Here is a 26198-nt window from a genome sequence, read left to right on the forward strand (position 1 = left end):
CATTTACGGCTTGCATTCGGTTGCCTCATCAAGAATAGTGGGGCCATAGTGTCAGGCTGCCATGGAGATCATGAAGGACAGATGAGGAGAAAAAATATGGATTCAAAGGTGTACATTGAAAGGCGTTTCTGTGGTCCATCCCAGTCCGGAAACGGCGGGTATGTCTGCGGCCGCATTGCATCCTTTATTCCTGGAACGGCAACGGTGCGTCTCGTTGCGCCGCCTCCCATGGAAAGATCCCTTGATGTCCGGATGAAGGAAGGGAAGGTGCAGCTCCTTGCAGACGACATGCTGGTGGGAGAGGGGCGATCCGGGACCCTGGATATCCTGCCGCCATCCCCCCCTTCCTTTGAAGCTGCCCTGGAGGCCTCGAAGGCCTATGCGGGCTTTAAACATCACAGTTTTCCCCGTTGTTTTGTCTGCGGTCCCCAAAGGGAAGAGGGCGATGGACTGCGAATTTTTGCAGGAAAGGTAGCGGGCGGGAATATGGTGGCTTCTCCCTGGATTGTGGACGCTTCCTTGGAAAAAGACGGAGAAGTATCCCCTGCCTTTGTCTGGGCTGCGCTGGATTGTCCTGGGGCCTTTGCGGTGGCGTCCACCACGCCGGGGATGACCCTGGTTCTTGGTGAGCTGACAGCCCGGATTGAAGGCCGTGTCTGCGCCAAAGACCGCTGTGTGGCCGTGGGCTGGCCCCTGGCCGTGGAAGGGAGAAAGCGTATGGCGGGGTCTGCGGTCTTTACAGAATCGGGCAGGCTTGTGGGGCTTGCCCGTGCTGTCTGGGTTGAAATTCCTGAAAGCCTTTTTCCCCCGGAAAATCCGGCATGATGCAGTGGGGAGACCAGGTCGGCCCCCTTTGTGGTCGGGTTGGTGGTCTGCCTCCTGCATGAAAAAAGGCGCTGAAAAAAAGGGGGGCAGGCTCATGGTCTACGGGTATGTTTTTAGTTTTCACCGCTTTTCAAACGAAGACCTTCGGGGGTCATGTCAATGGTTTTTGCCTTGAGCAGGCCGCCAGCTGCACGTTTGAATTCTTTCTTGCTCATGGAAAAAAGACGATAGATTTCTTCAGGAGGGGTTTTGTCCGTGCAGGGCAGAAAGCCGCCTGCCGCCTCGAGGCTCCGGACCATGCGTTCCATGGAAATGGAGATGGATGCATGGCCTGGTTTTTTGAGAGAAAGGTCTATTTTACCGTCCGGTCGGATCTGGGTGACGTAGCCGGTCTTTTCATCCCCAATGGCAAGCCTTTCAAAGGTTTCAGTGGCGTAGAGCATCCCTTCATGGCGTTGGTTGATCACAGCCTGAAATCCCAGTTTTGTGATGTTGTAGATGAGAAGACGCACTTCCTGGCCGACCATCAGATCTTTGGGGTTTTTCTCGCAGCTCCGGCTGATGCGGGTGGTGCCGTAAACCCGTCTCGTTTCCGTGTCCAGGCAAAGGCGCACCACATGGCGTTGGCCCACGGCCATGGGGTGGCGCTGCTGATTGAGGGGAACCAGCAGATCCTTTTCCAGTCCCCAATCAAAAAAAGTTCCGAAGTCTGTGACATCTTTGACCCTGAGCAGGGCATAGTCTCCCACCATGGCCTTGGGTTTCAGGGTGGTGGCCACAGGTCTGTCCTCGGAATCCGTATATACGAAAACCTGAATCCGATCTCCCAGGGTGAGATTTTTGGGGGCATATTTATTGGGAAGAAGTACTTCTTCGTCGCCGCAGCTTAAATAAAAGCCGAAATCCAGGCGACGCTCGGCCACAAGATCATTCATTTCACCGATTCTGAGCATAAAAATACCTTCGGATGCATGGTGTACGGGATGGGGGGTCTGGGGGACCCCGGTAAAGGGACCGAGACCGTGGGAAGCTTTACCTTTTCGGGAGCGATATGCCCAGCTTTTTCATTTTCGAATACAGGGTGGAGGGCTTGAGCATGAGTATCTCCGCCGCCCCTTCGGGACCTTTGATGCGGCCTTGGGTTTTTTTCAGGGTAGCGAGAATATGCTGACGCTGAATTTCCTCATGGCTGAGTCCTTCCCTTTCTGCAAAAACCGGAGGTTCCGGAGGATGCAGCCAGAGGCTTTCTCCCTGATTGGAGATCATGGCGTTTTCCACCACGTTTTTCAGCTCCCGGATGTTGCCGGGCCAGGGATAGCGGACCATGGCTTCCATGCCTTTTTCCGGAATGCGGCGGATGTCCCGGCCCATGCTTTTGGAAAGCTGTCGGACAAAGGACCAGACCATTTCCGGAATATCTTCCTTTCTTTCCCGCAGGGGCGGGACCTGTACGGGGTAAACGTTGAGGCGATAATAAAGGTCGGAGCGAAAGCTACCTTCCTGAACCATGTGGCCGAGATCCCGATTGGTGGCCGCCACAATGCGCACATCCACGCGTATGGATCGGCTCGCACCCAGGGGTTCAAACTCTCCGTCATCCAGCACACGCAGGAATTTGGCCTGAAGATCCAAGGGCAGTTCCCCGATTTCATCGAGAAAGAGGGTGGAGTCGTGGGCAAGCTCAAATCTTCCGATCTTTTTGGAGACAGCGCCAGTAAAAGCCCCCTTTTCGTGGCCGAAGAATTCACTTTCCAGGAGATTGGCGGGCAGGGCTGCGCAGTTCACCTTGATCATGGTTTTTTTGCTGCGACGGCTTAAGGTGTGTACCAGCTGAGCCAGCATGGTTTTCCCCGTTCCTGTTTCTCCCATGAGAAGGACAGAGGCCGAAGTGCTGGCCACCTGCTCAATGCGGGCCAGCACTTCGCCCATGGCCCTGCTTTGACCGATGATGTGGCTGTATCGGTTTTCGCTACTGATGGTTTCCTTTAAATAGCTGTTTTCTGCTTTAAGTCTTTCGGAAAGCTCCTGGATTTTGTCAAAGGCTTTTTTGAGCTTCAGATCCGTCTGCTTTCTTTCCAGAGCACCTGCAAAAACCTGAGCAAGAAGGCGCATGTGCTGGATGGAGGCTTCTGTCCAGTTCTGGTATCTGCGATAGGATTCAAAAATGATCACGCCGAGAACAGAGCCACCGATTTTAAGGCTGACACCGACGCAGGATTTAAGCCCCACCCTTTCGGCATAGAGACGTTCCTCCTTCCAGGAAGGGGGCAGGTCTTCGGGCAGACGGGAGAGGTTCACCACCTCGCCCCGTTTCAGGCGCAGGGTGATGTTGGGCGCAAGGGAGTTCAGAATGATGCCGGGATTTTCTGGCCAGATATGGGCCGTGTAGCCATGGCTGATATGCAGCTCATGGCCGTTATCCTTGAATTCTCCGAAAACACTCTGGTCAATGCCTAAAAACTCCACGATCTTGCGGATGGCGTCGTTGATCTCCTGATCCACTTCAGAGGCAGGGATATTGACAAACTTAGAGGAGATTTCAAAAAGAAGGCGTTCAAAGGCCATCATGGGATCAGGGCTTTCATTCAGGTTGCAATTTTCGTGAGGCGTCGTTTCCGCTTTCCTTTGTAGTTGAACGGATGTTTAAAATCAAGAAGGGCAGAGGGCGAAAAGCCCTCTGCCGGTTTTTTAAAAAGGGATGGAATCCGCCTGCCCTGCTTCAGGCATACGGTGGAGATCAGGTTTTGAAGCGCCCCAGAAGAGATTGGAGTTCTTCTGCAAGGTGCTGAAGAACCTGTGCATTCCGGGCTACGTCAGAACTGTTGGTTTTCATGGTAACCGCAGCATTGCTGACTTCTGCCACATCCTGGGTGATTTCTCCCATCACACTGCTGCTTTGGGCCACGTTGGTGGTCACCTCCTGCAGACCACGAGATGCCTGGCTGACATTGCTGGCAATTTCACGGGTGGCCGCAGATTGCTCCTCAATGGCTGTGGCAATGGTTGCAATGATGTTGTTGATTTCCAGAATGGTCTGGTCGATGGTACGGATCTGGCTGATGGTATTGTGGGTGCTGCCCTGGATGTCGGAGATGCGTTTTTTGATATCTTCCGTGGCCGAGGCCGTCTGACGGGCCAGCTCCTTGATTTCATTGGCTACAACGGCAAAACCCTTGCCCGAATCTCCGGCGCGTGCGGCTTCGATGGTGGCGTTCAGGGCCAGGAGGTTGGTTTGTTCGGAAATTTCACTGATGGTGGCGGTCACCTTGCCGATGGCGTCGGCGGCTTCGCCGAGAAGATCCATGGAGCGGGTGGCGTTGCGGGCTTCCTTCACCGCCTGTTCCGCCACAGAACGGGCGGTTTCCGCGTTACGGGCGATTTCCGTAATGGTGGCAAACATCTCTTCGGAGGCTGCGGCTACCATGCCGGTATTCTGATTGGCTTCCTCCATGGCTGAAGCCACAGCGGTGAAACCGGTGTTCACCTCTTCTGCGGCGCTGGCTACAGCCTGGGATCTCTGGGCTGTTTCCTCGACTTTTTTGTCCATGTTGCCCGCGATGTCCATGAGTTGGCGGGAGGCCTGGTTGACAAGTCCCGCCTTGGAAATCACCTGGGCGACGATATCCCGGAGTTTTTCGATGAAGGTATTGAACCCTGTGGCCATATCCCCGATTTCATCAAGGCCCTGTACGGAGAGCTTGCGGGTAAGATCGCCTTCGCCTTCGGCCACGTCTTTGAGCATGCGGGTGGTTTTACGGATGGGGATGGAAAGGGAAAGGGCCATGAGGTAGGCAAGGCCCATGAAAAGTGCAAATACAAAAATTCCGATGATGCCCATGAGCTGCATCATGGCTCTGAAGCCTTCCATGACCTCGCTGCGTTCAATGAGGGCCACAAGCTTCCATTCAAGGTTTGGAATGGTATGAACCTGGGCCAGCCATTCCCTGTCATCCATGGTAAGGGCGAGGCTGCCCGAGCGCAGGGTTCCCAGGGTGCGCAGGCCGGGAATGGCCGTGTCCGAAAGTTTTTTGAAATTGGTATCCGGTTTTCTGGGGTTGGCCAGAAGGGTTCCGTCCCCCTGAATAAGAAGAACGTATCCCGTCTCCCCGATCCGGCTTCTCTGAATCAGGTTGGTGAGGGCTCCCAGGCTGACATCGAGGCCTGCGATGCCCACAATCTGGTTTTGGGGAGAAAAAATGCCATGCATGAGACTGATGACCGGCTCACCTGTGGTGGACATGTAAGCGGGGGTCAGAGAGGGGGTGTTGGGATTGGTGATGGCGGTTTCGTACCAGGGACGCCTTCTGGGGTCGTAGCCTGCGGGCAGCGGATCGTCTCCGGAATAGGTGAAGCCTCCCCACCGGGTGCCTAAGAACACTTCCACAAGGTGAGGACTGCTGGCCTCAATGCGTTTAAAGAAGGCGCGGATTTCTGCTTCAGGTTCCTGAAGTTCCATGTCCCGGGGCCCCATGGGACGAGTGGTTCCCGTATAGCTGGAAAGGCTTTCATTGATCTGCCTCACCGCAGGATGAAGGGTGAGCATGCGGGTGGTGTTGGAGGCGTTTTCCATGAAAATTTCCATGGCCACCTGGATGTGTCCAAGCTCTTTGGCTGCAGTGTTATGAAAGGCCTCCACAGAAGCTTTGCGGATCTGTATCCCCAGGAGAAAAAAAGTGAGAAGGAGGGGAACAAGGATGCTGAGGGAAAAGGCAAAGAGCAGTTTCTGGCGGATGGAAAAACGCATAGCGCCTCCTTTTGGGGATGAAACATGGACCAAAGAAGAAGATCTGCCCTCGCAGATCTCCCTGAATCAGGGAATTGGTGGCACAGAATTTTGAAAAGATTACGGATTTTTTTGCAGAGAACCCAAGTCAGGTCTTCTTTACGGGTGTGGCTGCAACAGCAGAAAGGGAAGGAAATGCTCTTTTAATTTTTTCAGGCAATTATGAGGTATTTTTTTGAAAATGGCAAGGCCGAAGTCCTTGGGACTCCGACCCTGAAGTGATGGCAGATCCTGCTTTTTTTGTCCCTTTCGGACATTCAGACTTCCTTTGCCTGGGCCTGAAAGCGAGCGAGGGTATCCACGAGGTTCTGGGGAATGGAAGTGGCCGTAAATCTGGGGCCAATGCACACAAGAGACATTTCCACCGTGTTGCAGAGCTGCCTTTTTCCTTGGATTTCCTTGTGGATGTCCTGCACCACCCGCATGCTGCGGTTGCGGATGCAGGCGATGCGGGTGCGGATGATGGCGGTTTCAAGATATCTGACAGGCCTTCGGAAGTGCACGCGGGCATCCACAACAGCCAGATGGAAACCCGTATCCATGAGCTGTCCGTAGTCGTATCCAGCTGCGTCCATGTAGCGATCCCGTGCCTCATGGTAAAGGTCCAGGTAACGGCTGTGGTACACCACGTTTCCAGGATCTACCATGGACATGGGGATACGGATACGGGTTTCATGGGGAAACAGGGGACTGAATTCCTGCATGTAAAACTCTTTTCTCAGAAATAGGAGTGGGTCATGAACGCAGGGAGCGCAATACCGCCCGCATGAAGGCGGGCAGATCCTCGGGTGTTCGGCTGGTGATGAGGTTGCCATCCACGCAGACTTCCTGGTCCAGCCAGAGGGCTCCCGCATGTTCCAGGTCGTCCCGGATGGCAAAGAAGGAGGTGACGGTTCTGTCCTGAAGGATTTTGGCGGAAGCCAGCATCCATCCCCCATGACAGATGGCGGCGACGGTTTTTTTCTGGGCGTCCAGGGTGCGGACCAGGGCCACCATTTCCTTGGATCTGCGCATGAAATCCGGTGCAAATCCACCGGGTATCACAACCCCGTCCACGGTTTTTGGGTCAATCTGGGAAGCGGAGGCATCCACCTTGGTGACCGTGCCTGCCTTTCCCGTATAGCTGGATGCCGTGCCTGTGCCTGTGACGATAACCCGGGCTTCGGCTTCGAGCAGGCGGTAGTAGGGGTACCAGAATTCCTGATCGTTGAATTGCTGTTCCACAAGAAGAAGAACGGTGCGGCCTTGCAGTTCCATGGAAAAACCTCCTTCAGCTGGATTGGGGTTTCAGGTAACAAGGGAGTGCCAGAGTTGCTGGATATCCCCGGCATGGTGTACGAGGAGCTCCAGGTAATGGCATTCAAGGGTGATCATGGCCGTATCCTCTTTGCGCAGCCACTCGGAAAGCCAGCAGAAGCGAATGGCAACCACCATGGGAACCAAGGCCTGCCAACCGGCCTGGGAAATATGGCCGGATTCCGCAATCCGGGTGAGAAAGGCCTCGGCAAAGGGCCCTTCCAGGGCTTTTGGATTTTCGCTTCCAAGGCAGCCGAGAAGATTGGCCATGTCGTGGATTTCCGGTTTGATGCCGCAGAACTCCCAGTCGATGAGATGGAGCAGATGTTTTTTCCCCCAGAGTACGTTGATGGGGTGGAGATCCCCGTGACAAAAGGTCTTGGGGACTTTCTCCATGTATGGGGAAAGCGCTTCTTCTGTCCAGATCTGTATGGAAAAAAGGCGTTCATAAAGATCCCTTCTGCGTATCCGGATTCCCTGCATGAGCGTAACGATATAGGAGCGGATGTCAAAGGCTTTTCTGGCAAAGGAGGTTTTTCCCTCCTTTCTGACAAAGGTCTCCATATCTGTTTTTTTTGACAGAAGATCCATGACAAAGCCTGCGAGCTCCCAGCCCCGCCAGGCATCGAGAAGGTAGGCTGGCCGTGGCAGATCTTCGCATGTGATGTGGGGGGTTATCTGAAAAAAGGTTTTTTGGTGTTTGAAGAATACGCGTCCTTCTTCATCCTTCAGAGGAAGCAGGAGGGAGCGGAGCCCCAGGCGTTCAAGTTGAAAAAGAAAGGTGATGATTTCCTGTTTGCGCAGAATCTGATCCGGTGAAAAGGCTTCCAGAACCCAAAAGCCCTGTTCTGTCTGAATGGCCATGCGTTTCCTGGAGCGCTCCGGGCTTCCGGCAAGGGGAAGGTGTGAGGCAGGAATGCAGCATTGAAAGCCCATTCGCAGGGAAAGCGCCTTGAGAACTTCCTTTGTTATGGGAGATGCGGTGGGTACTGTGGTATTCATGAGGTTGACTTGCCTGACGTTCTTTTATAGTTTTCTTTTCTTTCAGGCCCTGGCCTGAGTTTTTTACCATGACAGCACGGCGGAAGGCAGGGGAATTTTCCTGGTCCTGGATTCGGCGGTTAGCGGTTATGGGCATGCACGCAAAGGATATGGATATGCAGCTCCTTCTCAAGGTAGGACGCAACGAGGTCTGTCCCTGTGGTTCCGGGAAAAAGTATAAGAAATGTTGCGCTCTGCGTAAAGATCCCCTGCCTGTGGACGTTCGGGAATACTACCTGCGCGCCTATGACATTCGTCTGAAAACGCCCGAGGAAATCGGAGGCATCCGGAAAGCCGGGCGTCTTGTGATGGATACCCACGCCATGGTGGCCGAGCATCTGAAGCCGGGAATCCGAACCGATGATCTCAATGACCTTGTCCATCGTTTTACCCTGAAGCACGGCGGTATTCCTGCTCCCCTGAACTACCGGGGCTTTCCGAAAAGTGTCTGCATATCGCCCAATGAGGTCATCTGCCACGGAATTCCCGGAGATCGGGTCCTGGTGGACGGGGATATTGTGAATGTGGATATCACGACCATCCTTGAAGGGTACTATGCGGATGCCAATTACACGTATTTTGTGGGAAAGCCTTCCTCTGAGGCTCTCCGCCTGGTGGGGGTGACCCTGGAAAGCCTTCGTAGAGGCCTTGAGATGGTAAAGCCTGGTAATACCACAGGCGATATTGGCTGGGCTATCCAGCGCTATGCCGAAGGGCAGGGATGCTCCGTTGTGCGTGAATTTGTGGGGCATGGGGTGGGACTGGATTTCCATGAAGCGCCTCAGATTCTGCATTTTGGTAAAAAAGGAACGGGAATTCCCCTGGTTCCGGGAATGACCTTTACCGTCGAGCCGATGATTAACCTGGGTAAAAAGGAACTCTATGTGCTTGAAGACAAGTGGACGGCTGTGACCCGCGATAAAAGTCTTTCCGCCCAGTTTGAGCAGACCATTGTTGTGACTGAAACGGGTTATGAAAGCCTGACTCCCTTTCCTCTGGATCGATTCCTTCAGGCTGTGGAAACATAAAGAACGTGTGAGGAGAAAAAAATGGAACAATGTCCCTGTGGCTCGGGCGCTGCCTATGATGCCTGCTGTGAACCTCATATCATGGGCAAGATTCCCGCCCCCACTGCGGAAGCCCTGATGCGCTCCCGCTATACGGCTTATGTCCGTGTGGCGATGGATTATATTCTGGACACCACCCATCCGGACCAACGGGAAGATTATGATGCCGCTGGTGCCAAGCAGTGGGCCGAATCCTCACAATGGCACGGGCTTGAAATCCTGGCCCAAGACAAAGGTATGGAATCGGATACGGAAGGTGCGGTGGAGTTTGCCGCCCATTTTTCCCAGGACGGGAAACGTTTTGTTCACCATGAGCGGGCTATTTTCCGTAAAGGAGAGGACACGCGCTGGTATTTTTATGATGGTCAGCCTGTGACGCCGGTAACCATCCGCAGGGAAAGCCCCAAGGTAGGACGAAACGAGCCCTGCCCCTGCGGTTCCGGAAAAAAATACAAAAAATGCTGCATGGACAATGCCGCATGATGAAAAGGCCAGGCTATGCCTGGCCTTTTCTCCCTGTCCCAACGACACCTTTATCTTTGAAGCCCTGATCCATGGCCGGATAGCCTTTCCGGGAGGCCTTCCCCAGACGGTGCTGGCGGATGTGGAAACTCTGAATGGCTGGGCCCGTCAGGGCCTGCATCCTGTCACCAAACTTTCCTTTGCCGCCCTGGGGTGTCTGCGGGAAAGGTATGCGCTGCTGACCAGCGGCGCGGCCCTTGGGCGGGGATGCGGACCTCTGCTGGTGGGGCAGAGGATCTTGCCACGTGATGTTTTGCGCAGAAGCCGCATTGCCGTACCGGGCATGGATACCACGGCCACCTTTTTACTTCGATATTTTCTCGGATCAGACTTGGATCTCATTCCCATGCCCTTTGAAACCATTCTTCCCGCCATCCGGGATGGCGCCGTGGACCTGGGGCTGGTGATTCACGAAGGCCGTTTTGTTTTTGAAAATTATGGTCTTGAATGTATTCAGGATCTGGGGGCCTTTTGGGAGGAAAGCACGGGGCAGCCCATTCCCCTGGGGGGCATTGCCCTGCGCAGGGACATGCTTTTTCTGGCTCCGGCCCTGAACCGGGCCATCCGGGAAAGTATTCTCTATGCCATGCGCTTCCCTGAAGTCGGACTGCCCTATATCACGGCCCATGCCCAGGAGATGGACAAGGAGGTACTCCGGAAACATATTGCCCTCTATGTGAATGATTTTTCTGTGGATCTGGGAGAAGAAGGAAAAAGGGCTGTTTCTGTTTTTCTGGAAAAGGGCGAGGCCCTGGGGCTTCTGCCCCCTTCAAACCAGCCTTTTATGGCAGACGGCTGAAGCAGGGCAGAAAAAGAGACGCACTTTTTTCAGATAAGGATACGCCAGCAGCGGTGTATCCTTTTTTGTTTGCTCTGATAATCCTCAGGAAGGGTTTTCTCGGTGATTTCTTCGATTTTTTCCACCCGAAGGCTGCTGAGAAGCGGTTCAAAGCCCTGATGATTGGTGGAGAAAAAAAGGGTTCCTCCCTTTTTCATGACATCGAGAACCTTATGAATCAGGGCGGGATGCTCCTGATTGATATCAAAGGTGTGGTCCTTCTCCCGCATGGAGGAGTAGGAGGGAGGGTCCAGTATGGCAAGGTCAAAGCGGCGGCTTGCGCCTTTCAGGCGGTCCAGGTATTCAGGAACATCGGCCCGGACAAGCATGTGGTCTTTTTCCTTAAGTCCGTTCAGGATGAAGTTGTCTCTGGCCCAGTCCAGGTTACCCTGGGAGCGGTCTACGGAGATACTGGCCCTGGCTCCGCCAGCGGCAGCATAGCAGGTGAAGCTTGCCGTGTAGCAATAGAGGTTGAGAAAATCTTTATCTGAGGCCATTTCCCGCACCAGGAGGCGGGTGTTTCTGTGGTCGGAAAAAAGGCCTGTATCCACAAAATCATGGGGGTTGATCCAGAATCTGAGATCCCGTTCTTTTACGGCAATTCTTTCACAGGTGCGATCCATACGATCGTAACGCTTGCCGTCCCGTATACCGGCATGTCTTTTTTTCAGATGTACCCTTTCCATGGGGACCTGCAGAATGGTGGCCACAGCCTGGGCCATGGCCGGGAGCCATTGGGGCAGGGATTGTTCCCGCATGTACTCGGCAATGACCAGATGCCCTGCGTACCAGTCCACCACAGCCCGGATTTCGGGGATGTCCCAGTCATAAAGTCTGAAAGCTTCAATGCCTTGGCGCTCAAAGCGTTTGTGGAGATGGCGAAAACGTTTGTGGACACGGTTGGCCAGCATGTGGGCCTGGTTTTGAATTTTCTGTTCAATCGCCTGGTCTTGCATGGAAAAGCTCCGGAGAGATTGGGGGTCTGGGGCCATGAATTGAGATTCAGATCTTGACGCAATCTGAAAATTCCTTATTTTTTCCATAAAACGGATCTTTTGGAAGGTATGCAATGTTTTTACGTGTATATCCCATATATTCATCCGAAAATCACTAAAAGCGTTTTTTGATATGGATCTGTGACGCAGACCCGGAAGACGCCTTTCTGGCAGGAGTGTACGCGTTTTGAATCATAAACGCGAGGCTGCCTGGAATGAAAAATTTTTATCCACCCAAACCCATTGTGGAGGTTTTCCATGAACAGCCTGAAAACCGGCATTTTGCTGACCACTCTCACCTTGCTTTTTGTGGGCCTTGGCAGCGCCTTAGGAGGCAGCTCCGGTGCCATGCTTGCCTTTATCATCGCCGGAGGCATGAATTTTTTTGCCTACTGGAATTCCGATAAGATTGTTTTACGCATGTACAAGGCGGAAGAAGTGGGGCCTGATCATCCCCTTTACGGGATGGTGGAGAAGCTGGCCCAGCGGGGTGGCCTTCCCATGCCCAGGGTTTATATCATTCCTTCGGACAGTCCCAATGCCTTTGCTACGGGGAGAAATCCGGAAAATGCTGCGGTGGCGGCCACAAGGGGCATTATGGGGCTTCTTTCCCGTGAAGAGCTGGAGGGTGTCATGGCCCATGAACTGGCCCATGTGGCCAATCGGGATACCCTCATCGGCACCGTTGCCGCCACCATTGCAGGGGCCATCGGTATGGTGGCAAGTATGCTCCAGTGGGGAGCCATCCTGGGGATGGGGCGCAATGATGAGGGGGAAAGGGGCGGTATGGCCGGGGGATTAATCCTCGCCTTCCTTGCTCCTGTGGCGGCGAGTCTCATCCAGATGGCTGTGTCCCGATCCAGAGAATACATGGCCGATGCCAGGGGGGCAAGTCTCTGCGGCAATCCCCTGGCCCTTGCCAGTGCCCTGAACAAGCTTCAGCAGGGCACTGTGCGCAGGCCCATGGAAGAAGCCCAGGGCCGACCCGCCACTGCGCACATGTTCATCGTTAATCCCCTTTCTGGGGCTTCCATGGCCCATCTTTTTTCCACGCATCCTCCCATGGAGGAACGGATTAGCCGTCTGAAAGCCATGACTGTGGGGCGGTGATGAAAAGGAAGGAGATTATGCGTGCTGGTGGGTCAGGGTTTTTCGTGAAGGGCGGGGGGGAATTCCCTGTCCTGCATTTTCACGGGAAAGAAGGGCGGCTCCCAAGGCAGCTGTAAAGGGAGATTCCCGCCGTAAAAGGCAGGGACCTCTTTGGGATCGCATCTCTTGAAAGGCGGGGGTGAGAGCCAGGCTGCCGGCAAGAAGAAAGGACTTGTGTGAAGGGAAAGGCAGGGAGCGTTTCAGGCAGACTGCCAGATCCCGTATGAGTTCCTGAGTGTGGTTTTCGCCTCCTAGGCTGCGTATCCATGCATCAATGGCGCGGATACGCAGCAGGGAGGTTTTCTGGCTCTTGGGGGGAGCCTCTGCGCAGGGCTGGGAGGGGGAGGACGGCGGCAGCGTCGTCATGAGTCCCAGGATGGCTCCGATGCCTTCGAATTCCGGCAGGGGAGCGAGGGTGTGGAGTATGCGACCTCCTTTTTCAAAATCTACACAAAGGGCCGTTTGATGTCCGATGTCCACTACCCTGCGGACGTCCGGGCACAGCCAGGCGGTCCCTCTGGCCAGTGCGGCGGCCATGGGAAAGGAACCATCCAGGCGGGGGGCCTGGGAGGCAAAAATACCCGTTGCCGCATTCCAGTCCATGTCTGATGGGAATAGGCCTGTGCATTCGGTCAGTTGTTTCCACAGCTGTTCTGCTGCGCCACCGGGATTTCCGGAGTGGGGGCAGAGGGCGGAAGCCAGGCAGGTGGTGTCCTGCATGAGAACGGCCTTTACCACAGCATGTCCCATATCCCAGCCTGAGAGCATCATTGTGGTTTCTCCTCCCTTTTTTCGAGAGAAGCGCCTTCGAGGAGACTGAAGAGCTGATGCAAGGAGGGTGAGGGCAGCTCCCGGATGGCGGAAAGGGTTCTGCGGATTACGGGAATTTCGTCTTCATAGCGCATGAAACCGGGCATGGCGTGGGAGCAGAATACCACACCTACCATATGAATAAAAAAAGTACGGCTGAGGTCCGGAGAAAAACCCAAGTGTTCTCCCATGGCTTCAAGGGCGTATTGGGTGGCTTCATGGAAGGCCGCGCCAGCGTTTTTTCCCGCTGGCGTGCGAAGATAGTCCAGCACGAGCAGCAGAATGTTCTGGTAGTGGGTGCCGTAGCGCCCCAGTATTTCACCAAAGCGTTCCAGGCGTTTTTCCTTGGATCCGAGGGCGGCGAGATCTTCCAGATATTCTGCCACGTTGGTTTCCATGATACGGCGGAAAAGCATTTCAAGGATGCTTTCCTTGGTGGGGAAGTAATGGTAGAGGGTTCCGGTGGAAACCCTCAGGGATTTTGCGATTTCCCGCATGGAAAGGTTGGCGTAGCCCTTTTGTCCGAAAAGTTCAAAGCACTGGTCAAGGAGTGTTTTCCGGTATTCGTCATGGTCGACAATTTTGGGCATGGGGTCCGCCTTTTTATTTCGAATGTTTGTTATAAATAAAAAAAGAACATGGAAAAGTCAAGGATCGGGTGCCGAGTGAGGGGGTATGGAGGCGCGCAGGGAAAAACAGCCTTGCATGGGGGATGAAAAGTAGCGTAACTTATGCACAATATTCCTTATAAAAACCCGTTCTCAGCTGCGTCCTGCGGAAATCAGAATTTTCCATGCGAAAAGATGACTCCCTCCGATATTCAGGATGCAGGCCTCCTGTATTACAGGAAAAGCCGTTCCGGTGTGCATCCAAAGACCTGCACGACCTTTGAAAAACGGGATCCGAAAGCTCGCCAGCAATGCCAAAAACACCTCACCTGCATGGAGGATACAATGAAAATTCCACCTTACTGGGCAAGGGCGCGGTATGAGGAAAAGGACAGAAACGGAGAAAGGCATGTCTTTGTAGCCTTTGGCTGGTCCTTTGCCTCCCTTAACGAAGCGCGGGAAGAGGCTCTGGTCAGGGCAAAACGCATCTTTGAGTACTGGACGGGTGGAGCGGAGCGTCTGGATCGTTACGCCTATCATGACAGACCCATCCGGGAGGAAATTTTACGGGAGATTTCCGATGATGGAGGCAAGATTATCGCCCTGATCACCCGTAATCGTTACGGAGCCGAGGTGCTTAACTGCAGCCAGGTTCTCTTTGTGGATGTGGATTTTCCAAAAGCCCGGAGACCTGGTTTTTTTGAGAGTTTCATGGATCTGTTCCGGAAGAGAAAGCAGAATGTCGGGGAAAGTGAAGAAGTGCGGCAAACCATCGCCGCCGTTTCCGCCTGGGCCCGAGAGAATCCGGATCACAGCTTCCGTCTTTACCGGACCAAAGAGGGGTTGCGTCTTCTCTTTACAGGAAAGCTGTACGAACCTGGCTCGGAAGAAACACAACGAATCCTGAAAGAACTGAAATCCGATCCTCTGTATGTGATGCTGACCCAAAAGCAGGAATGCTTCCGTGCAAGGCTGACCTCCAAGCCCTGGCGATGCGGCAGCCCAAAGCCTCCGGTCTCCTTTCCCTGGGAGGATGATGCCAAGGAAAGGGAATTCCGGACCTGGGAATCTCTTTACAAGAAAAAAGACGCCGAATTCCGGGTTTGTGATCTGGTGGAGGCCTTTGGTGGAAGACCCCAGAATTCTCTGGTGCGGACTGTCATGGAAATCCACGACAGGGCCACCCGGGTGAAGGAGAAGGCTCCCCTGGCCTGACGCAGCCTACGCTTCTTCCCCCCATCCTTTTTGTCTGCGCAGGCGTTTTTTGTTGTGCTTCCAGGAATCCTTCTGGTTTTTTGCGGATTTTGCCGCAGCCTTCTCCCCTTCGCTGCGAAGGAGAAAACTGCCCGGTGTGAAGGTAGCCGGAGTGAGTTTTTCAGCAGCTCTGGGCCTGGGCTTGGATTCTTCCCGAGTCACCGGAGGACCCATGAGAAGGGAGGGGGGAATTTCCGGGGAAGAAAAAAGGCAATGGCCGTGGCGCTGGAAAAGAATGCCCACTTCCCTGGCTTTTTCCGTATGCACTTTCAGGGAGATGGGCTTTGGGTCTTTGCGTTTTCCCATGCGCAGGGCAAGCTCGGGATCCCCGGTGAAAAGGAGAGGATTTTCAGCGGAAGCCTTCAGGCCTTTTTCAGAAACATGGGGCCAGGCTTTACGGCGGATGCAGATATGCAGTATTCTCGGAAGCTCTCCCAGAAGCTCCGGCGAGGATGCAAAATGGCGTTCCTTTGCACGGATTCTGCCTTCTTGCATTTCAAGGGGGGGATTTTCACTGCCAAGACAGATATCCACAAGATCCGCTTCACGCACGGTTTTGAGGTCTGGGGATTCGGCCAGGGCCTGCAGCAGGGTTTTGATGCTTATCCAGCCATGGGTGTCCGGGAGTAGTCCGTGGGCATCCGGGTTGCGGCCCAGGAGGGTGGATAGGATTTTTCCAAGATTTTTGCGTTTTTTATCCCTTTGCATACCTGGCCTCGCTTGACAGTTCCGGAAACGCCTGGGTAAAAGCTTGATCAATGTGTGCGGATTGTGGCCGGATGTTGCAGATGACATCCGGATCGTAGAAGATTTTCTGCGGGCTCCTTATTTGCAGTCCGGATATCCGGCGGACAAGAATGGGTCTGCCCTTCTCCTTTGAAAACGCTACTTTTTTTCAAAAGTCAATCCCCGGCTTCAAGAACCGGTGAAAGGAAGAAACCATGCGCATGGAACGCTCCCAGGAACTTTTCAGACGTGCCGTAACCCTGATTCCCGGCGGGGTGAACAGCCCGGTTCGGGCCTGCCGCTCCGTGGGGGCGGATCCCCTTTTCATTGAACGGGCGCAGGGGGCCTGGCTCTATGATGCGGACGGAAACGCCCTTATTGATTATGTGGGTTCCTGGGGCCCCATGATTCTTGGGCACCGCCATCCTGCGGTGGAAGAGGCCCTGAGGAAGGTCATGGAGCGGGGCGTGAGTTTTGGCGCGCCTGTGGATCTGGAAGTGGCTTTGGCGGAAAAGGTGATCTCCCTTGTACCCTCCGTGGAGATGATCCGCATGGTGAATTCCGGAACCGAAGCCACCATGAGCGCCCTGCGCCTTGCGAGGGGCTTTACGGGCAGGGATCTTCTCATCAAGTTTGACGGCTGCTATCACGGTCATGGGGACAGCTTTCTCGTGGATGCGGGCTCCGGTGTCGCCACCCTGAACATTCCCGGCAGTCCCGGTGTTCCCGAGGATGTCACCCGCCATACCCTTTCCCTTCCCTATAACGATACGGAAGGTTTCCGCAGGCTCATGGCCGAAAGGGGAGGGGAGGTGGCCGCCGTGATCGTGGAGCCTGTGGCGGGCAACATGGGCTTTGTGCGGCCTACCGAAGGCTTTCTTGCGGCACTCCGGGAAGAAACTCTCAACCATGGTGCCCTTCTCATCTTTGATGAGGTCATGACGGGGTTCCGTGTGGCTCTCGGCGGCGCCCAGGAGCTGTTCGGCATCCGGCCCGACCTCTCCACCTTCGGAAAAATTATTGGAGGCGGTCTTCCCGTGGGGGCCTATGGCGGCCGCCGGGACATCATGGCCCATGTGGCACCCAGCGGGCCCGTGTATCAGGCGGGCACCCTTTCGGGCAATCCTTTGGCCATGGCCGCAGGCCTTGCCACCCTGGAGGAGGTCTGCAAGCCGGGTTTCTATGAAAGCCTTGAGGCGAAAACCGCAAAACTTGTGGAAGGCCTTGCGGCTGCGGCAGGAGATGCCCATATTCCCGTGTGCTGCGACTTTATCGGCTCCATGTTCGGCCTCTTTTTCACCGAAGGCCCTGTGCGGAATTTCGCCGAAGCCAAGACCTCGGATCTGAAGCGTTTCAACGCCTACTATGCGGGGATGCGGGAAAAGTGCATCTACCTGGCCCCTTCCCAGTTTGAGGCGGGCTTTGTCTCCCGCGCCCATGGAGAAGATGAAATCGAGGTCACCATTCAGGCGGCCCGGACGGTGATGAAAACCCTTCGCTGAGACGGTTTCCGGGTTCACGGGGCACTCACCCCAACCCTCTCCCAGGGGGAGAGGGAGCCTTGAGGAAGTCTTTCTCCCCTCCCTTTGGGAGAGGGGCCGGGGGTGAGGGCAGAAAGGAATAAACAATGACGATGTCCACCAGGTTGTCACAAAAATAACCGCGCGGAGTATAAACGATTTTCCGGAGGCAGCCTTGCTGATGCTGGACGTAAAAAACAACCGGATTCCTGAGGGCGTCCGTCATATCCACCTCATCGCCATCTGTGGCACGGCCATGGGGGCTCTGGCGGCCCTGCTTCAGGAAAGGGGTTTTCGGGTAACGGGTTCGGATCAGAATGTCTATCCGCCCATGAGCACCTTTCTGGCCCGGAAGGGCATTGGCGTGGCATCGGGTTTTCGTCCGGAGCGCATTCTTGAGGACAGGCCGGATCTTGTGGTGGTGGGCAATGCCGTGCGCCGGGACAATCCGGAAGCCCAGGCCCTGGCCGAAAGCGGAATTGCCTTTTGCTCCCTGCCCCAGGCCCTGAACCATTTTCTTGTCGGGAAAAGACGGGCCATCGTCATTGCAGGCACCCACGGCAAGACCACCACCAGCAGCCTCATGGCCTGGGTGCTGGAAAAGGCGGGGCTGTCTCCGGGCTTCATGATCGGCGGCATTGTAAAGGATTTTGATGCCAACTGCCGCATCGGAGACGGGCCTTACGTGGTGCTGGAAGGGGACGAGTACGACACGGCCTTCTTTGACAAGGGCTCGAAGTTCCTGCATTTTTCTCCATTCCGCGCCATTCTCACGGGTGTGGAATTTGACCATGCGGATATTTTTGCCGACCTTGGAGCTGTGGAAAGGGCCTTTGGGGGCTTTCTCCGCCGCCTGCCCGAAGACGGACTTCTGGTCTCCTGCGCGGATTCGCCTTCTGCGGAAAAGATCCTTAAGGAAGCGGGGCTGGATGAAAAAAAGGTGCAGCGATTTGGCCGGGAAGGGGGGGCGGAGGGCTGGTCTGTGGGGGAGGTCTCCATTGAAAGTCCTGTGGAGCGCTTTTCCGTCTTCCGTGACGGGGCCTTTTTTGCCCGCATGGAAACCCGCATTCCCGGTGAGCACAACCGCATGAACATCCTTTCTGTATGCGCCGTGGCCCACAGTCTGGGGATTTCATCTGAAAAAATCGCCGAAGCGGTGGCGGGTTTCAGCGGGGTGAAGCGCAGGCAGGAGCGGGTGGGGGAGGCAGGCGGGGTTGTGGTGATGGATGATTTCGCCCACCATCCCACAGCTGTGAAGGAGACCCTGAAGGCCCTGCGGCCCCATGCCGGAGGCCGACTCATCGCTGTCTTTGAACCGAGAACCAACACCAGCATGCGCCGGGTCTTTCAGAGGGCCTATGCCGAAAGCTTTGACGGGGCGGATCTCATCTGCGTGCGGAAAATCCCCCACCCGGAAAAGGTGGCGGAGGGGGAGCGTTTTTCCTCCGAAGAACTGGGGCAGGATCTGTTGCGCCGGGGATGTGCGGCCCGGGTTTTTGACGATGCGGGGGCCATTGTGGCCTTTCTTTCGGAAACGGCCCTTCCCGGCGATCTCGTCCTTGTCATGTCCAACGGCGGTTTTGAGAACATCCACACCCGTCTGCTGGAAGCCTTTGAATCCAGGGGGCAGGCCCTGAGCGGTATTTTCAATGCCTGAGGGGAATCCCTTTCATATCTATAAAGGAGTTTTTCTGTGACAAGCCCTTCCTATGTCGTGGGTATCGACCTTGGAACCTCCAATACCGTGGTGGCCTATGCGGCCCTTGGGGAAAACCGGGACGAAGCCCCGGATTTTCGTATCTTTGACATTCCCCAGGTGAGCGGCCTTGGCGTGGTGGAAGCTTCAGGGGTGCTGCCCTCCTTTCTCTATCTGCCCGAGGCCAGCGAGGCTTCGGAAATGCGTCTTCCCTGGGAGGACAAGGGGCCTGTGGTGGGGATGTACGCAAGGGACAGAGGCGCTGAGGTACCCGGCAGGCAGATCGCCAGCAGCAAGTCCTGGCTGTGCACGGATCTGGTGGACAGGGAAGGGCCGGTGCTGCCCTGGGAATCCCAGGATGTGACTCCGGAGCAGCGCTTGTCCCCCCTTGCGGCTTCGGCGGCCATCCTCCGCCATGTGCGTTCCGCCTGGAACCACCATTTCGGCGGGGAGAATCTTCTGGAAGATCAGGAAATTTTTCTCACCGTGCCCGCCTCCTTTGATGCCGTGGCACGGGAGCTTACCGTGCGGGCCGCCCGGGAGGCAGGGCTTCCCCGTCTTGTGCTGCTGGAAGAACCCCAGGCCGCCTTCTATGCCTGGATTGCCTCCCGGAAAGAGACCTGGCGGGAAGAGGTGAAGCCCGGAGACAGCCTTCTGGTCTGTGACGTGGGCGGCGGCACCAGCGATTTTTCCCTCATCCGGGTGCAGGACAGGGAAGGCAACATGGAGCTGGAGCGCATTGCCGTGGGCAGGCATCTGCTCGTGGGCGGAGACAACATGGATCTGGCCCTGGCCTACCATGTGGCCGCAGGCCTTGCCGCAAAAAATCGGGCCTTCGATTCCTGGCAGATGCGGGGCCTGATCCAGCGCTGCCGTCAGGTGAAGGAAAACCTTCTGGCCCATCCGGAAAGGGAAAGTGTCAGTGTGGTCATCGCCGGACGGGGCAGCGGTCTCATCGGCGGCAGCATCAAGGTGGAGGTGCGCTACGAGGAGATCCGGAACCTGCTCATGGGAGGGTTTTTCCCGGAATGCGGCGGGGATTCAAGTCCCATGCAGCCTTCGGGTTCGGGCCTCAGTGAATTTGGCCTGGGCTACGAGGCAGATCCTGCCATCACCCGCCATCTTGCCGCCTTTCTTGCCCAGACCCATGCCAGACCCACGGCCGTACTTTTTAACGGCGGTGCCATGAAGCCTGCCATGCTGCGAAGCCGGGTGCGGGACATTATGGCCTCCTGGCAGGGCGGAGAAGGGGTGCGGGAGCTGGTGAACGAGGCCGGAGACCAGGCCGTGGCCTTAGGGGCCGCTTACTACGGCTGGGCCCGCAAAGGGCAGGGCATCCGTATCCGGAGCGGACTCAACCGGAGCTACTACATTGGTGTTGCCGCTTCCATGCCTGCGGTTCCCGGCATTCCCATGCCCAAAAAAGCCCTGTGCATCGCCCCCTTCGGCATGGAGGAAGGGACAGAGGCCAGCCTGAAGGAAAAAACCTATATGCTCAGCGTGGGGCTTCCCGTGTCCTTTGAACTGTTGGCCTCCTCCACCCGCAGGGAGGATGGCCTTGGGCAGATGGTGGAGGACTGGCAGGGGGAAATCCAGCCCGTCGCCCGCATCGAGACCCGTCTGGAGGCCGAAGGGGAGAGCCGGATTCCCGTAACCCTGGCCGTACGGGCCACGGAGGTGGGCACCCTGGAATTTTTCTGTGTTTCCACAAAAGATGAAAAAACCTGGGATCTGGCCTTTCAGGTGCGGGAAGCCAAAACCGCCTGAAGCCGGATCCTGTCCAACGCCGTAACCATGGGGATTTTCCGATGCAGACCAGTCCGTCCGCCTTTGTGGTGGGTATTGACCTTGGCACCACCAATTCCGCCGTCTCCTATGTGGATCTGAGAAGTCCTTCACGGGATATCCGCAGCTTTCCCGTTCCCCAGCTCACGGGGGCGGGCGTTTTTGCAGGAAACGCCGTGCTGCCCTCCTTTCTCTACATTCCCGGCGCCCATGAAATGGATCTGGAAGCCATTCGCCATCCCTGGCCCAAATCCACGGACATGTTCGCAGGCGTTTTTGCGCGGGAATATGGGGGCAAGGTGCCCTCAAGGCTGGTGGCTTCGGCGAAAAGCTGGCTCTGCCACGATCAGGTGGACAGGCGGGCTCCCATCCTGCCCTGGGGAGCGCCTGCGGAAATCCCGAAGATTTCTCCCATCCGGGCCACGGCCCTTTATCTGGGCCACATCCGCAGCGCCTGGAACGCCCATTACGCCAGCGACGGGGATTTGCATCTCGAGCATCAGAAGATCACCATCACCGTACCCGCCTCCTTTGACGAGGTGGCCAGGGAAATGACCCTGGAAGCGGCCCGTGAGGCGGGGCTTCCCAGGGTGACGCTGCTGGAAGAACCTCTGGCCGCCTTTTATTCCTGGCTTCTGCGCCACGAAAAAAACTGGATGGAGGTGATCCGTCCCGGTGAACTGGTGCTGGTCTGCGACATGGGCGGGGGAACAACGGACTTTACCCTCATCTCCCTGAAGGAAAGCGAGGACGGCGGCAGCCCCCGCTTTGAACGCCTTGCCGTGGGCGAGCACCTCATCCTTGGTGGCGACAATGTGGATCTGACTCTGGCCCGGCTTTTGGAAATGAAGCTTGGCAAGAAAGACATCTCCCTTTCCGGGGACCGCTGGAAGATTCTCTGCCATCTCTGTCGGGGGGCCAAGGAGAGGCTTCTTGACGGAGAACGGGAAAGAGAGCGCATCACCCTGGTGGGAGAGGGGAGAAAGCTCATCGGTGACACGGTTTCCGCCTTCCTTGAAAGGGAAGAGGTGGAAAGGGTGGTGCTGGAAGGTTTCTTTCCCGGCCTTTCTCCCGAGGATTTCCGGCGGGAGGCTCCGGTTCTGGGCGGGGTTACGGAATTTGGCCTGCCTTACGCCTCGGATCCGGCCCTTACCCGTCATATGGCGGGTTTTCTCCATGGTCATGGCCCGGAGGTGGAGCGCAGGATGGGCCGGGCCGTGCGGCCCGATCATATCCTTTTTAACGGCGGAGCCTTAAAGCCGCTGGTGATCCGGAACCGTATCCGGGAGGCTGTGGCAGGTCTTTTCTCCCTTGCCGAAGAGGCCCTGCCAAAGGAGCTTGACAATCCCCATCCCGACCTTGCCGTGTCCTTAGGCGCTGCCTATTACGGTCTGGTGAAGGCGGGCATGGGCGTGAAGGTGGGCAGTGGCAGTCCGAGAAGCTACTACATCGGTGTGGCCGTGGGAGAGCGGAAAAAGGCCCTGTGCCTTGTGGAGCGTGGTCTGGATGAAGGGAGCAGCATTGAACTTCCCCAGAGCCGCTTTGAGGTGCAGGCCAACCAGCCCGTGCAGTTTGATGTCTATGCCTCCAGTTTTCGCTCCGGGGACAGGGCCGGGGATCTGGTGACTCTGGACGACAGCCTTGCGCCTTTACCGCCCTTAAAAACCCTGATCCGTTTCGGTAAAAAAGAGGAGGCCCGCAGCATTCCCGTGCACATGGCTGCCTCCTATACGGAAATGGGCACGTTGGCCCTCTGGTGCCGTTCGGAGATTTCGGATCACCGCTGGGAGCTTTCCTTTCAGCTCCGTCAGCAGGCCCTGGCCCTTGTGCCGGAAAATGCGGACATTGTGGATGCGGACCGGGTGGATGCGGCGGTGTGCGCCTCCCTGATGGCCTTTGAGGATACAGGCGGAGTAGAGAATCCCGTGCGGGAGATTTCCGCCATTGTGCTTTTGTCCAAAAACCAGTGGCCCCTCGATCTTCTGCGGAAAATTTCCGATGCTCTTCTTTCGGAGCCGGATCTGCGCCGGATTTCTCCTGTGCATGAGGCCCGGTGGCTGAACCTTCTGGGATTCTGCCTGAGGCCTGGAACGGGGGATGCCTTTGACGAGGAGCGTATCCGCAAACTCTGGCGCATCTACAAGGAAGGTCCGGTTTTCGCCAACAAGGCCCAGAACCGCAATGAATGGTGGGTTCTTTGGCGCAGGGTGGCCGCAGGTCTCGGGCCGGGACGGCAGCGTCAGATGCTTCAGGATCTCTCCGGCCTCCTTTTCCCCAAGGGTAAGGAGAAAAAACCGGGTGTTTCCCAGGAGATGCTGGAAATCTGGGCGGCCCTTGCCAATATGGAGCACCTGAGCACCCAGGATAAAGTCCGCTGCGCCAAGGCCCTTCTTCCCCTCCTGCATCCGCGCAAAAGCCCGGAGCGGCTCTTCTGGGCCTTTTCCAGACTCTGCAGCCGCTCCCTTCTGTACGGGCCTGCGGATCGGGTGATTCCGCCCGATGTGGTCAGCCCCTGGGTGGAAAAGCTCCTTGCCATGGACTGGACTGACCCCGAGGCCGAGGCGGCCCTGCTTCTGCCCATGGCCCGCATGACCGGAGACCGGGTACGGGATCTGTCCGCAGATCTGCGCAGAAAAATCCGGGAGGCGCTCGATCCCCTTCTGGATGCTGAAAAACGGGAAACCCTTGCCTGTCTGGAAGCGGTTCTTGCCATGGAAAGACAGGAGGAAAGGGAGATGTTCGGAGAATCCCTGCCACCGGGCCTAAGGCTTCATCCCGAAGGCCGGGAGCCGGGAGAAAGCCTGTGAAACTTAAAAGAAGGGGGGGCATGGCAGGAGCGGGGAGCCTGGGGCTTGTCTGTCTTCTTTTTCTGACGGGCTGCGCCCTTTCCAGACCGGATGGTCCCCCTCCCGTTTCAAGCCCCAATCCCCTGCTGGCCCTGTATCAGGGGCCTCTGGATCACCTCCATGCCGTACGCAGTGGCGTTTGCGGCATGCATCCGTCCTGTTCCAGCTATGCGGCTCAGGCCATGGAACGTCAGCCTTTTTTTGAGGCCTGGTTTTCCGTTTTCGACCGTTTGATGCGCTGTGGCCGGGATCTGGAGCATTCCAATATTCGCTGGATTGCGACACCCCAAGGCCCCAAAGTCTGGGATCCTGTGCCTTGATCGCAAGATCTTGTCACCAAAACCCTTTCCATTTTTCCTTTGAAAGGAGTGCCCATGTCTCTGTGTTTAAGTCGCCTTTTTTTCTTCAGAATAGCGAAAAATGTTGCTCTGGTCTTCGTTCTTGCGTCCATGGCATCCATGGCTTTGGCCTCGGAAAAACCCAGTGTCACGGTAAGCATTCTTCCCCAGAAGTATTTTGTGGAGAAGCTCGCGGGTGACCTTCTGAGGGTCAACGTCATGGTGGCGCCTGGGTCCAGTCCTCACAACTATGAACCAACGCCTTCCCAGCTTGTGGAACTGTCGCGTTCCAGAATCTTTTTTTCCATCGGTGTTCCCTTTGAAAGGGTCTGGATGCCCCGTTTTTCTGAGACCTATCCGAGGCTTGTCATGGTGGCCACGGACGCAGGCATCGCCAAAAGACCCATCGCAGATCACCATCACCATGATGACCATGGACATAAGGGGCACCATCATGGGGAGGATTTTCCGGATCCCCATATCTGGCTTGCCCCTGAGCTTGTGCTTCAGCAGATTTTTACCATCCGGGAGGGGCTTAAAAAAGTTTTTCCGGAATATGCTGAAGTTTTTGATGAAGGACATGCGCTCTTTGTCGAAAAAATTCAGGCTCTGGACGCGGATATCCGGAAGCTTCTTGCCCCAAAGGCAGGAACGGCCTTTTTTGTCTTTCATCCTTCCTGGGGATACTTTGCCCATGCCTATGGGCTGGAGCAGATTCCCGTGGAAGTGGGAGGCCGAGAACCCACACCCAGGGAACTTTCCCGCCTCATCCGCATGGCAAAGGACAAGAAGGCCGCCGCTATTTTCATACAGCCTCAGTTTTCCGAGCGGGCAGCAAAGATCCTGGCGGAGTCTGTGCAGGCGGAGGTCATCACCATGGATCCTCTGGCGGAAAACTGGCCGGACAATCTTCTGAAAGCGGCCGGGGTTCTTTCAAGGCATCTGCGCTAGGCGGGTATTCAGTAAAAAAAGTGCTTTTGGGAGTGGAAAGCGGCTTCTTTTTCGGCTAAGAACCATGCGGATTTTACTTTTGTCTTTTTCATGGTTCAGGAGGAAGTATGCGCTCGGCGGATCAGCGGCCTGCATGGGTGTCTGTGCATGGGGGGCATTCCGGAGAATTTTGTCACCATGCCACAGACAGCCTGAAAGCTGTGCTGGAAAGATATGTGGAGTTGGGCTTTTCCTGGGTGGGGATTTCAGAACATGTGCCTGCCCTGACACCGGAGTCGAGGTATCCGGATCAGGTTGCCGCAGGGCTGACGCCTGAATTTCTCTATGAGCGCTTTGTACGCTACATGACAAAATGCAGGGAACTGCAGGCGGCCTTTGCCCCCAGGCTGAAGGTGTTGGTGGCCATGGAAAGCGAGAGTTATTCCGGATACGAGACCTTTATGCCGGAGCTGATTGCCCGTTTTCACCCGGATTATATTGTAGGATCGGTGCATCATGTGGCTGACCTTGGATTTGATTATTCCGAAGCCCAGTACCGGCAGACGGCAGAGGCTGTGGGGGGTATGGACAGCATGTACTGCCGGTATTTTGATCTTCAGCTAGAAATGCTGGAAACCCTGAAGCCCGCCGTGGTGGGGCATTTTGATCTGGTTCGGCTTTTTGATCCGGATTATAAGGAACGCATCCGAAAGCCTGCCATTGCAAAACGGATTACAAGAAATCTGGAAGCCGTGGCCAGGCTGGATCTGATCCTGGATTTCAATCTCAGGGCCCTGCGCAAAGGGGCCTCGGAACCCTATGTGTCTGCGGAAATTCTGCGTCAGGCGCTGGAGATGGGGATAGCCCTCGTACCGGGGGATGATTCCCATGGCGTATCCCAGGTGGGCAATTTCATGACGGAAGGGGTGAATATCCTTCTTGAGGCAGGTGCTTCCCTGGAATGGAAAATTCCGAAAACATATGAATACAGCATGTTATAAAAAAACAAAAAATGAATAAAAAAATCCATTGACATAATGGGGCCGTTTGGGTACTTTGTCTCTCGTTGCTTACGGCGGCAGATCGAAAAATCGATCTTTGAAAATCGGACAGTGAAAGATAAGAACATGCCCCTGAGTAAGTCTCTTTTTTGAGACGGTACAGAGATT

Annotated in this window: 24 protein-coding genes; 14 read left to right on the forward strand and 10 right to left on the reverse strand. The window is 55.8% G+C overall.

The genetic code is table 11. The features are described from left to right. Positions 1 to 96 precede the first annotated feature (96 nt). A complete protein-coding gene (locus RBR60_RS05605) occupies positions 97 to 825 on the forward strand; it encodes a hypothetical protein (protein ID WP_320354900.1) in 729 nt (242 codons plus the stop codon). 113 nt (positions 826 to 938) lie between these two features. On the opposite strand, the gene RBR60_RS05610 is transcribed toward RBR60_RS05605, so the two are convergent. From RBR60_RS05610 to RBR60_RS05620, 3 genes are all read right to left on the reverse strand, one after another. Then, a complete protein-coding gene (locus RBR60_RS05610; protein ID WP_320354901.1) occupies positions 939 to 1778 on the reverse strand; it encodes a S1 RNA-binding domain-containing protein in 840 nt (279 codons plus the stop codon). A gap of 79 nt (positions 1779 to 1857) precedes the next feature. Beyond that, positions 1858 to 3393 carry a sigma 54-interacting transcriptional regulator gene (locus RBR60_RS05615; RefSeq protein WP_320354902.1) on the reverse strand — a complete coding sequence of 512 codons (1536 nt, stop codon included), beginning with the start codon at positions 3391 to 3393 and terminating at the stop codon, positions 1858 to 1860. Positions 3394 to 3562: 169 nt separating this feature from the next. Next, positions 3563 to 5569 carry a methyl-accepting chemotaxis protein gene (locus RBR60_RS05620; protein WP_320354903.1) on the reverse strand — a complete coding sequence of 669 codons (2007 nt, stop codon included), beginning with the start codon at positions 5567 to 5569 and terminating at the stop codon, positions 3563 to 3565. 77 nt (positions 5570 to 5646) lie between these two features. Between RBR60_RS05620 and RBR60_RS05625 the strand changes: the two genes are divergently transcribed. Beyond that, positions 5647 to 5787, forward strand: a complete 141-nt coding sequence (locus tag RBR60_RS05625) for a hypothetical protein (protein WP_320354904.1) — start codon at positions 5647 to 5649, stop codon at positions 5785 to 5787. Positions 5788 to 5865: 78 nt separating this feature from the next. Here the strand turns inward: RBR60_RS05625 and RBR60_RS05630 are convergent, their stop codons facing one another. Genes RBR60_RS05630 through RBR60_RS05640 form a run of 3 tightly spaced genes read right to left on the reverse strand, consistent with a single transcriptional unit; the run spans position 5866 to position 7906 of the window. Beyond that, positions 5866 to 6312, reverse strand: a complete 447-nt coding sequence (locus tag RBR60_RS05630; protein ID WP_320354905.1) for a thioesterase family protein — start codon at positions 6310 to 6312, stop codon at positions 5866 to 5868. Between the two features lie 31 nt (positions 6313 to 6343). Beyond that, on the reverse strand, positions 6344 to 6865 hold the full coding sequence (locus RBR60_RS05635; protein WP_320354906.1) for a type 1 glutamine amidotransferase domain-containing protein: 522 nt from the start codon (positions 6863 to 6865) through the stop codon (positions 6344 to 6346). A gap of 30 nt (positions 6866 to 6895) precedes the next feature. Beyond that, positions 6896 to 7906 (reverse strand): aminoglycoside phosphotransferase family protein, encoded by a 1011-nt coding sequence (locus RBR60_RS05640; protein ID WP_320354907.1) that lies wholly within the window; start codon positions 7904 to 7906, stop codon positions 6896 to 6898. A gap of 155 nt (positions 7907 to 8061) precedes the next feature. Here RBR60_RS05640 and map point away from each other — a divergent pair, with 155 nt between their 5' ends. From map to RBR60_RS05655, 3 genes are read left to right on the forward strand one after another with little or no spacing between them, the layout of a single operon-like run. Further along, a complete protein-coding gene (gene map, locus RBR60_RS05645) occupies positions 8062 to 8973 on the forward strand; it encodes a type I methionyl aminopeptidase (protein WP_320354908.1) in 912 nt (303 codons plus the stop codon). A 21-nt stretch (positions 8974 to 8994) separates the two neighbouring features. Further along, positions 8995 to 9495 carry a YchJ family protein gene (locus RBR60_RS05650; RefSeq protein ID WP_320354909.1) on the forward strand — a complete coding sequence of 167 codons (501 nt, stop codon included), beginning with the start codon at positions 8995 to 8997 and terminating at the stop codon, positions 9493 to 9495. Beyond that, positions 9485 to 10333, forward strand: coding sequence for a 1,4-dihydroxy-6-naphthoate synthase (locus tag RBR60_RS05655; protein WP_320354910.1), 849 nt, complete (start codon positions 9485 to 9487; stop codon positions 10331 to 10333). The genes RBR60_RS05650 and RBR60_RS05655 overlap by 11 nt, the downstream gene beginning before the upstream one ends. A 29-nt stretch (positions 10334 to 10362) precedes the next feature. Here the strand turns inward: RBR60_RS05655 and RBR60_RS05660 are convergent, their stop codons facing one another. Beyond that, positions 10363 to 11328 (reverse strand): class I SAM-dependent methyltransferase, encoded by a 966-nt coding sequence (locus RBR60_RS05660; RefSeq protein WP_320354911.1) that lies wholly within the window; start codon positions 11326 to 11328, stop codon positions 10363 to 10365. 297 nt (positions 11329 to 11625) lie between these two features. Here RBR60_RS05660 and htpX point away from each other — a divergent pair, with 297 nt between their 5' ends. Further along, positions 11626 to 12477 (forward strand): zinc metalloprotease HtpX, encoded by an 852-nt coding sequence (gene htpX, locus RBR60_RS05665; protein ID WP_320354912.1) that lies wholly within the window; start codon positions 11626 to 11628, stop codon positions 12475 to 12477. Between the two features lie 15 nt (positions 12478 to 12492). Here htpX and RBR60_RS05670 read toward each other — a convergent pair whose 3' ends face one another. Together RBR60_RS05670 and RBR60_RS05675 are read right to left on the reverse strand one after the other, a co-directional pair. Next, entirely contained in the window at positions 12493 to 13287 is a 795-nt protein-coding gene (locus RBR60_RS05670) for a hypothetical protein (protein WP_320354913.1), read from the reverse strand. Beyond that, on the reverse strand, positions 13284 to 13916 hold the full coding sequence (locus tag RBR60_RS05675; RefSeq protein WP_320354914.1) for a TetR/AcrR family transcriptional regulator: 633 nt from the start codon (positions 13914 to 13916) through the stop codon (positions 13284 to 13286). Before RBR60_RS05675 ends, RBR60_RS05670 begins: the two co-directional genes overlap by 4 nt. 363 nt (positions 13917 to 14279) lie before the next feature. Here RBR60_RS05675 and RBR60_RS05680 point away from each other — a divergent pair, with 363 nt between their 5' ends. Further along, entirely contained in the window at positions 14280 to 15149 is an 870-nt protein-coding gene (locus RBR60_RS05680; protein WP_320354915.1) for a hypothetical protein, read from the forward strand. Positions 15150 to 15155: 6 nt separating this feature from the next. Here the strand turns inward: RBR60_RS05680 and RBR60_RS05685 are convergent, their stop codons facing one another. Further along, complete coding sequence (locus RBR60_RS05685) at positions 15156 to 15896, reverse strand: RNA 2'-phosphotransferase (RefSeq protein ID WP_320354916.1); 741 nt, start codon at positions 15894 to 15896, stop codon at positions 15156 to 15158. A 233-nt stretch (positions 15897 to 16129) separates the two neighbouring features. Between RBR60_RS05685 and hemL the strand changes: the two genes are divergently transcribed. From hemL to RBR60_RS05720, 7 genes are all read left to right on the forward strand, one after another. After that, the gene (gene hemL, locus RBR60_RS05690; protein ID WP_320354917.1) at positions 16130 to 17416 is read left to right on the forward strand and encodes a glutamate-1-semialdehyde 2,1-aminomutase; all 1287 of its coding nucleotides are present in this window, start codon (positions 16130 to 16132) and stop codon (positions 17414 to 17416) included. Between the two features lie 199 nt (positions 17417 to 17615). Then, complete coding sequence (mpl, locus tag RBR60_RS05695) at positions 17616 to 19091, forward strand: UDP-N-acetylmuramate:L-alanyl-gamma-D-glutamyl-meso-diaminopimelate ligase (RefSeq protein WP_320354918.1); 1476 nt, start codon at positions 17616 to 17618, stop codon at positions 19089 to 19091. Positions 19092 to 19127: 36 nt separating this feature from the next. After that, positions 19128 to 20897, forward strand: coding sequence for an Hsp70 family protein (locus RBR60_RS05700; RefSeq protein ID WP_320354919.1), 1770 nt, complete (start codon positions 19128 to 19130; stop codon positions 20895 to 20897). Positions 20898 to 20938: 41 nt separating this feature from the next. After that, a complete protein-coding gene (locus tag RBR60_RS05705; RefSeq protein ID WP_320354920.1) occupies positions 20939 to 23722 on the forward strand; it encodes an Hsp70 family protein in 2784 nt (927 codons plus the stop codon). A gap of 20 nt (positions 23723 to 23742) precedes the next feature. Further along, complete coding sequence (yidD, locus tag RBR60_RS05710; protein ID WP_320354921.1) at positions 23743 to 24081, forward strand: membrane protein insertion efficiency factor YidD; 339 nt, start codon at positions 23743 to 23745, stop codon at positions 24079 to 24081. A 54-nt stretch (positions 24082 to 24135) separates the two neighbouring features. Beyond that, positions 24136 to 25050 (forward strand): metal ABC transporter solute-binding protein, Zn/Mn family, encoded by a 915-nt coding sequence (locus tag RBR60_RS05715; RefSeq protein WP_320354922.1) that lies wholly within the window; start codon positions 24136 to 24138, stop codon positions 25048 to 25050. Positions 25051 to 25157: 107 nt separating this feature from the next. Continuing rightward, on the forward strand, positions 25158 to 26030 hold the full coding sequence (locus RBR60_RS05720) for a histidinol-phosphatase (RefSeq protein ID WP_320354923.1): 873 nt from the start codon (positions 25158 to 25160) through the stop codon (positions 26028 to 26030). Positions 26031 to 26198: the final 168 nt, after the last annotated feature.

This window comes from Desulfobotulus sp. (assembly GCF_034006065.1).
Classification (GTDB): Bacteria; Desulfobacterota; Desulfobacteria; order Desulfobacterales; family ASO4-4; genus Desulfobotulus.

What these genes read in the sequence shown, in the direction of transcription:
- RBR60_RS05605 (WP_320354900.1), top strand. Translation starts at nt 97, where the DNA reads ATGGATTCAAAGGTGTACATTGAAAGGCGTTTCTGTGGTCCATCCCAG.
- RBR60_RS05610 (WP_320354901.1), bottom strand. Translation starts at nt 1,778, where the DNA reads ATGCTCAGAATCGGTGAAATGAATGATCTTGTGGCCGAGCGTCGCCTG.
- RBR60_RS05615 (WP_320354902.1), bottom strand. Translation starts at nt 3,393, where the DNA reads ATGATGGCCTTTGAACGCCTTCTTTTTGAAATCTCCTCTAAGTTTGTC.
- RBR60_RS05620 (WP_320354903.1), bottom strand. Translation starts at nt 5,569, where the DNA reads ATGCGTTTTTCCATCCGCCAGAAACTGCTCTTTGCCTTTTCCCTCAGC.
- RBR60_RS05630 (WP_320354905.1), bottom strand. Translation starts at nt 6,312, where the DNA reads ATGCAGGAATTCAGTCCCCTGTTTCCCCATGAAACCCGTATCCGTATC.
- RBR60_RS05635 (WP_320354906.1), bottom strand. Translation starts at nt 6,865, where the DNA reads ATGGAACTGCAAGGCCGCACCGTTCTTCTTCTTGTGGAACAGCAATTC.
- RBR60_RS05640 (WP_320354907.1), bottom strand. Translation starts at nt 7,906, where the DNA reads ATGAATACCACAGTACCCACCGCATCTCCCATAACAAAGGAAGTTCTC.
- map (WP_320354908.1), top strand. Translation starts at nt 8,062, where the DNA reads ATGCAGCTCCTTCTCAAGGTAGGACGCAACGAGGTCTGTCCCTGTGGT.
- RBR60_RS05650 (WP_320354909.1), top strand. Translation starts at nt 8,995, where the DNA reads ATGGAACAATGTCCCTGTGGCTCGGGCGCTGCCTATGATGCCTGCTGT.
- RBR60_RS05655 (WP_320354910.1), top strand. Translation starts at nt 9,485, where the DNA reads ATGCCGCATGATGAAAAGGCCAGGCTATGCCTGGCCTTTTCTCCCTGT.
- RBR60_RS05660 (WP_320354911.1), bottom strand. Translation starts at nt 11,328, where the DNA reads ATGCAAGACCAGGCGATTGAACAGAAAATTCAAAACCAGGCCCACATG.
- htpX (WP_320354912.1), top strand. Translation starts at nt 11,626, where the DNA reads ATGAACAGCCTGAAAACCGGCATTTTGCTGACCACTCTCACCTTGCTT.
- RBR60_RS05670 (WP_320354913.1), bottom strand. Translation starts at nt 13,287, where the DNA reads ATGATGCTCTCAGGCTGGGATATGGGACATGCTGTGGTAAAGGCCGTT.
- RBR60_RS05675 (WP_320354914.1), bottom strand. Translation starts at nt 13,916, where the DNA reads ATGCCCAAAATTGTCGACCATGACGAATACCGGAAAACACTCCTTGAC.
- RBR60_RS05680 (WP_320354915.1), top strand. Translation starts at nt 14,280, where the DNA reads ATGAAAATTCCACCTTACTGGGCAAGGGCGCGGTATGAGGAAAAGGAC.
- RBR60_RS05685 (WP_320354916.1), bottom strand. Translation starts at nt 15,896, where the DNA reads ATGCAAAGGGATAAAAAACGCAAAAATCTTGGAAAAATCCTATCCACC.
- hemL (WP_320354917.1), top strand. Translation starts at nt 16,130, where the DNA reads ATGCGCATGGAACGCTCCCAGGAACTTTTCAGACGTGCCGTAACCCTG.
- mpl (WP_320354918.1), top strand. Translation starts at nt 17,616, where the DNA reads ATGCTGGACGTAAAAAACAACCGGATTCCTGAGGGCGTCCGTCATATC.
- RBR60_RS05705 (WP_320354920.1), top strand. Translation starts at nt 20,939, where the DNA reads ATGCAGACCAGTCCGTCCGCCTTTGTGGTGGGTATTGACCTTGGCACC.
- yidD (WP_320354921.1), top strand. Translation starts at nt 23,743, where the DNA reads ATGGCAGGAGCGGGGAGCCTGGGGCTTGTCTGTCTTCTTTTTCTGACG.
- RBR60_RS05715 (WP_320354922.1), top strand. Translation starts at nt 24,136, where the DNA reads ATGTCTCTGTGTTTAAGTCGCCTTTTTTTCTTCAGAATAGCGAAAAAT.
- RBR60_RS05720 (WP_320354923.1), top strand. Translation starts at nt 25,158, where the DNA reads ATGCGCTCGGCGGATCAGCGGCCTGCATGGGTGTCTGTGCATGGGGGG.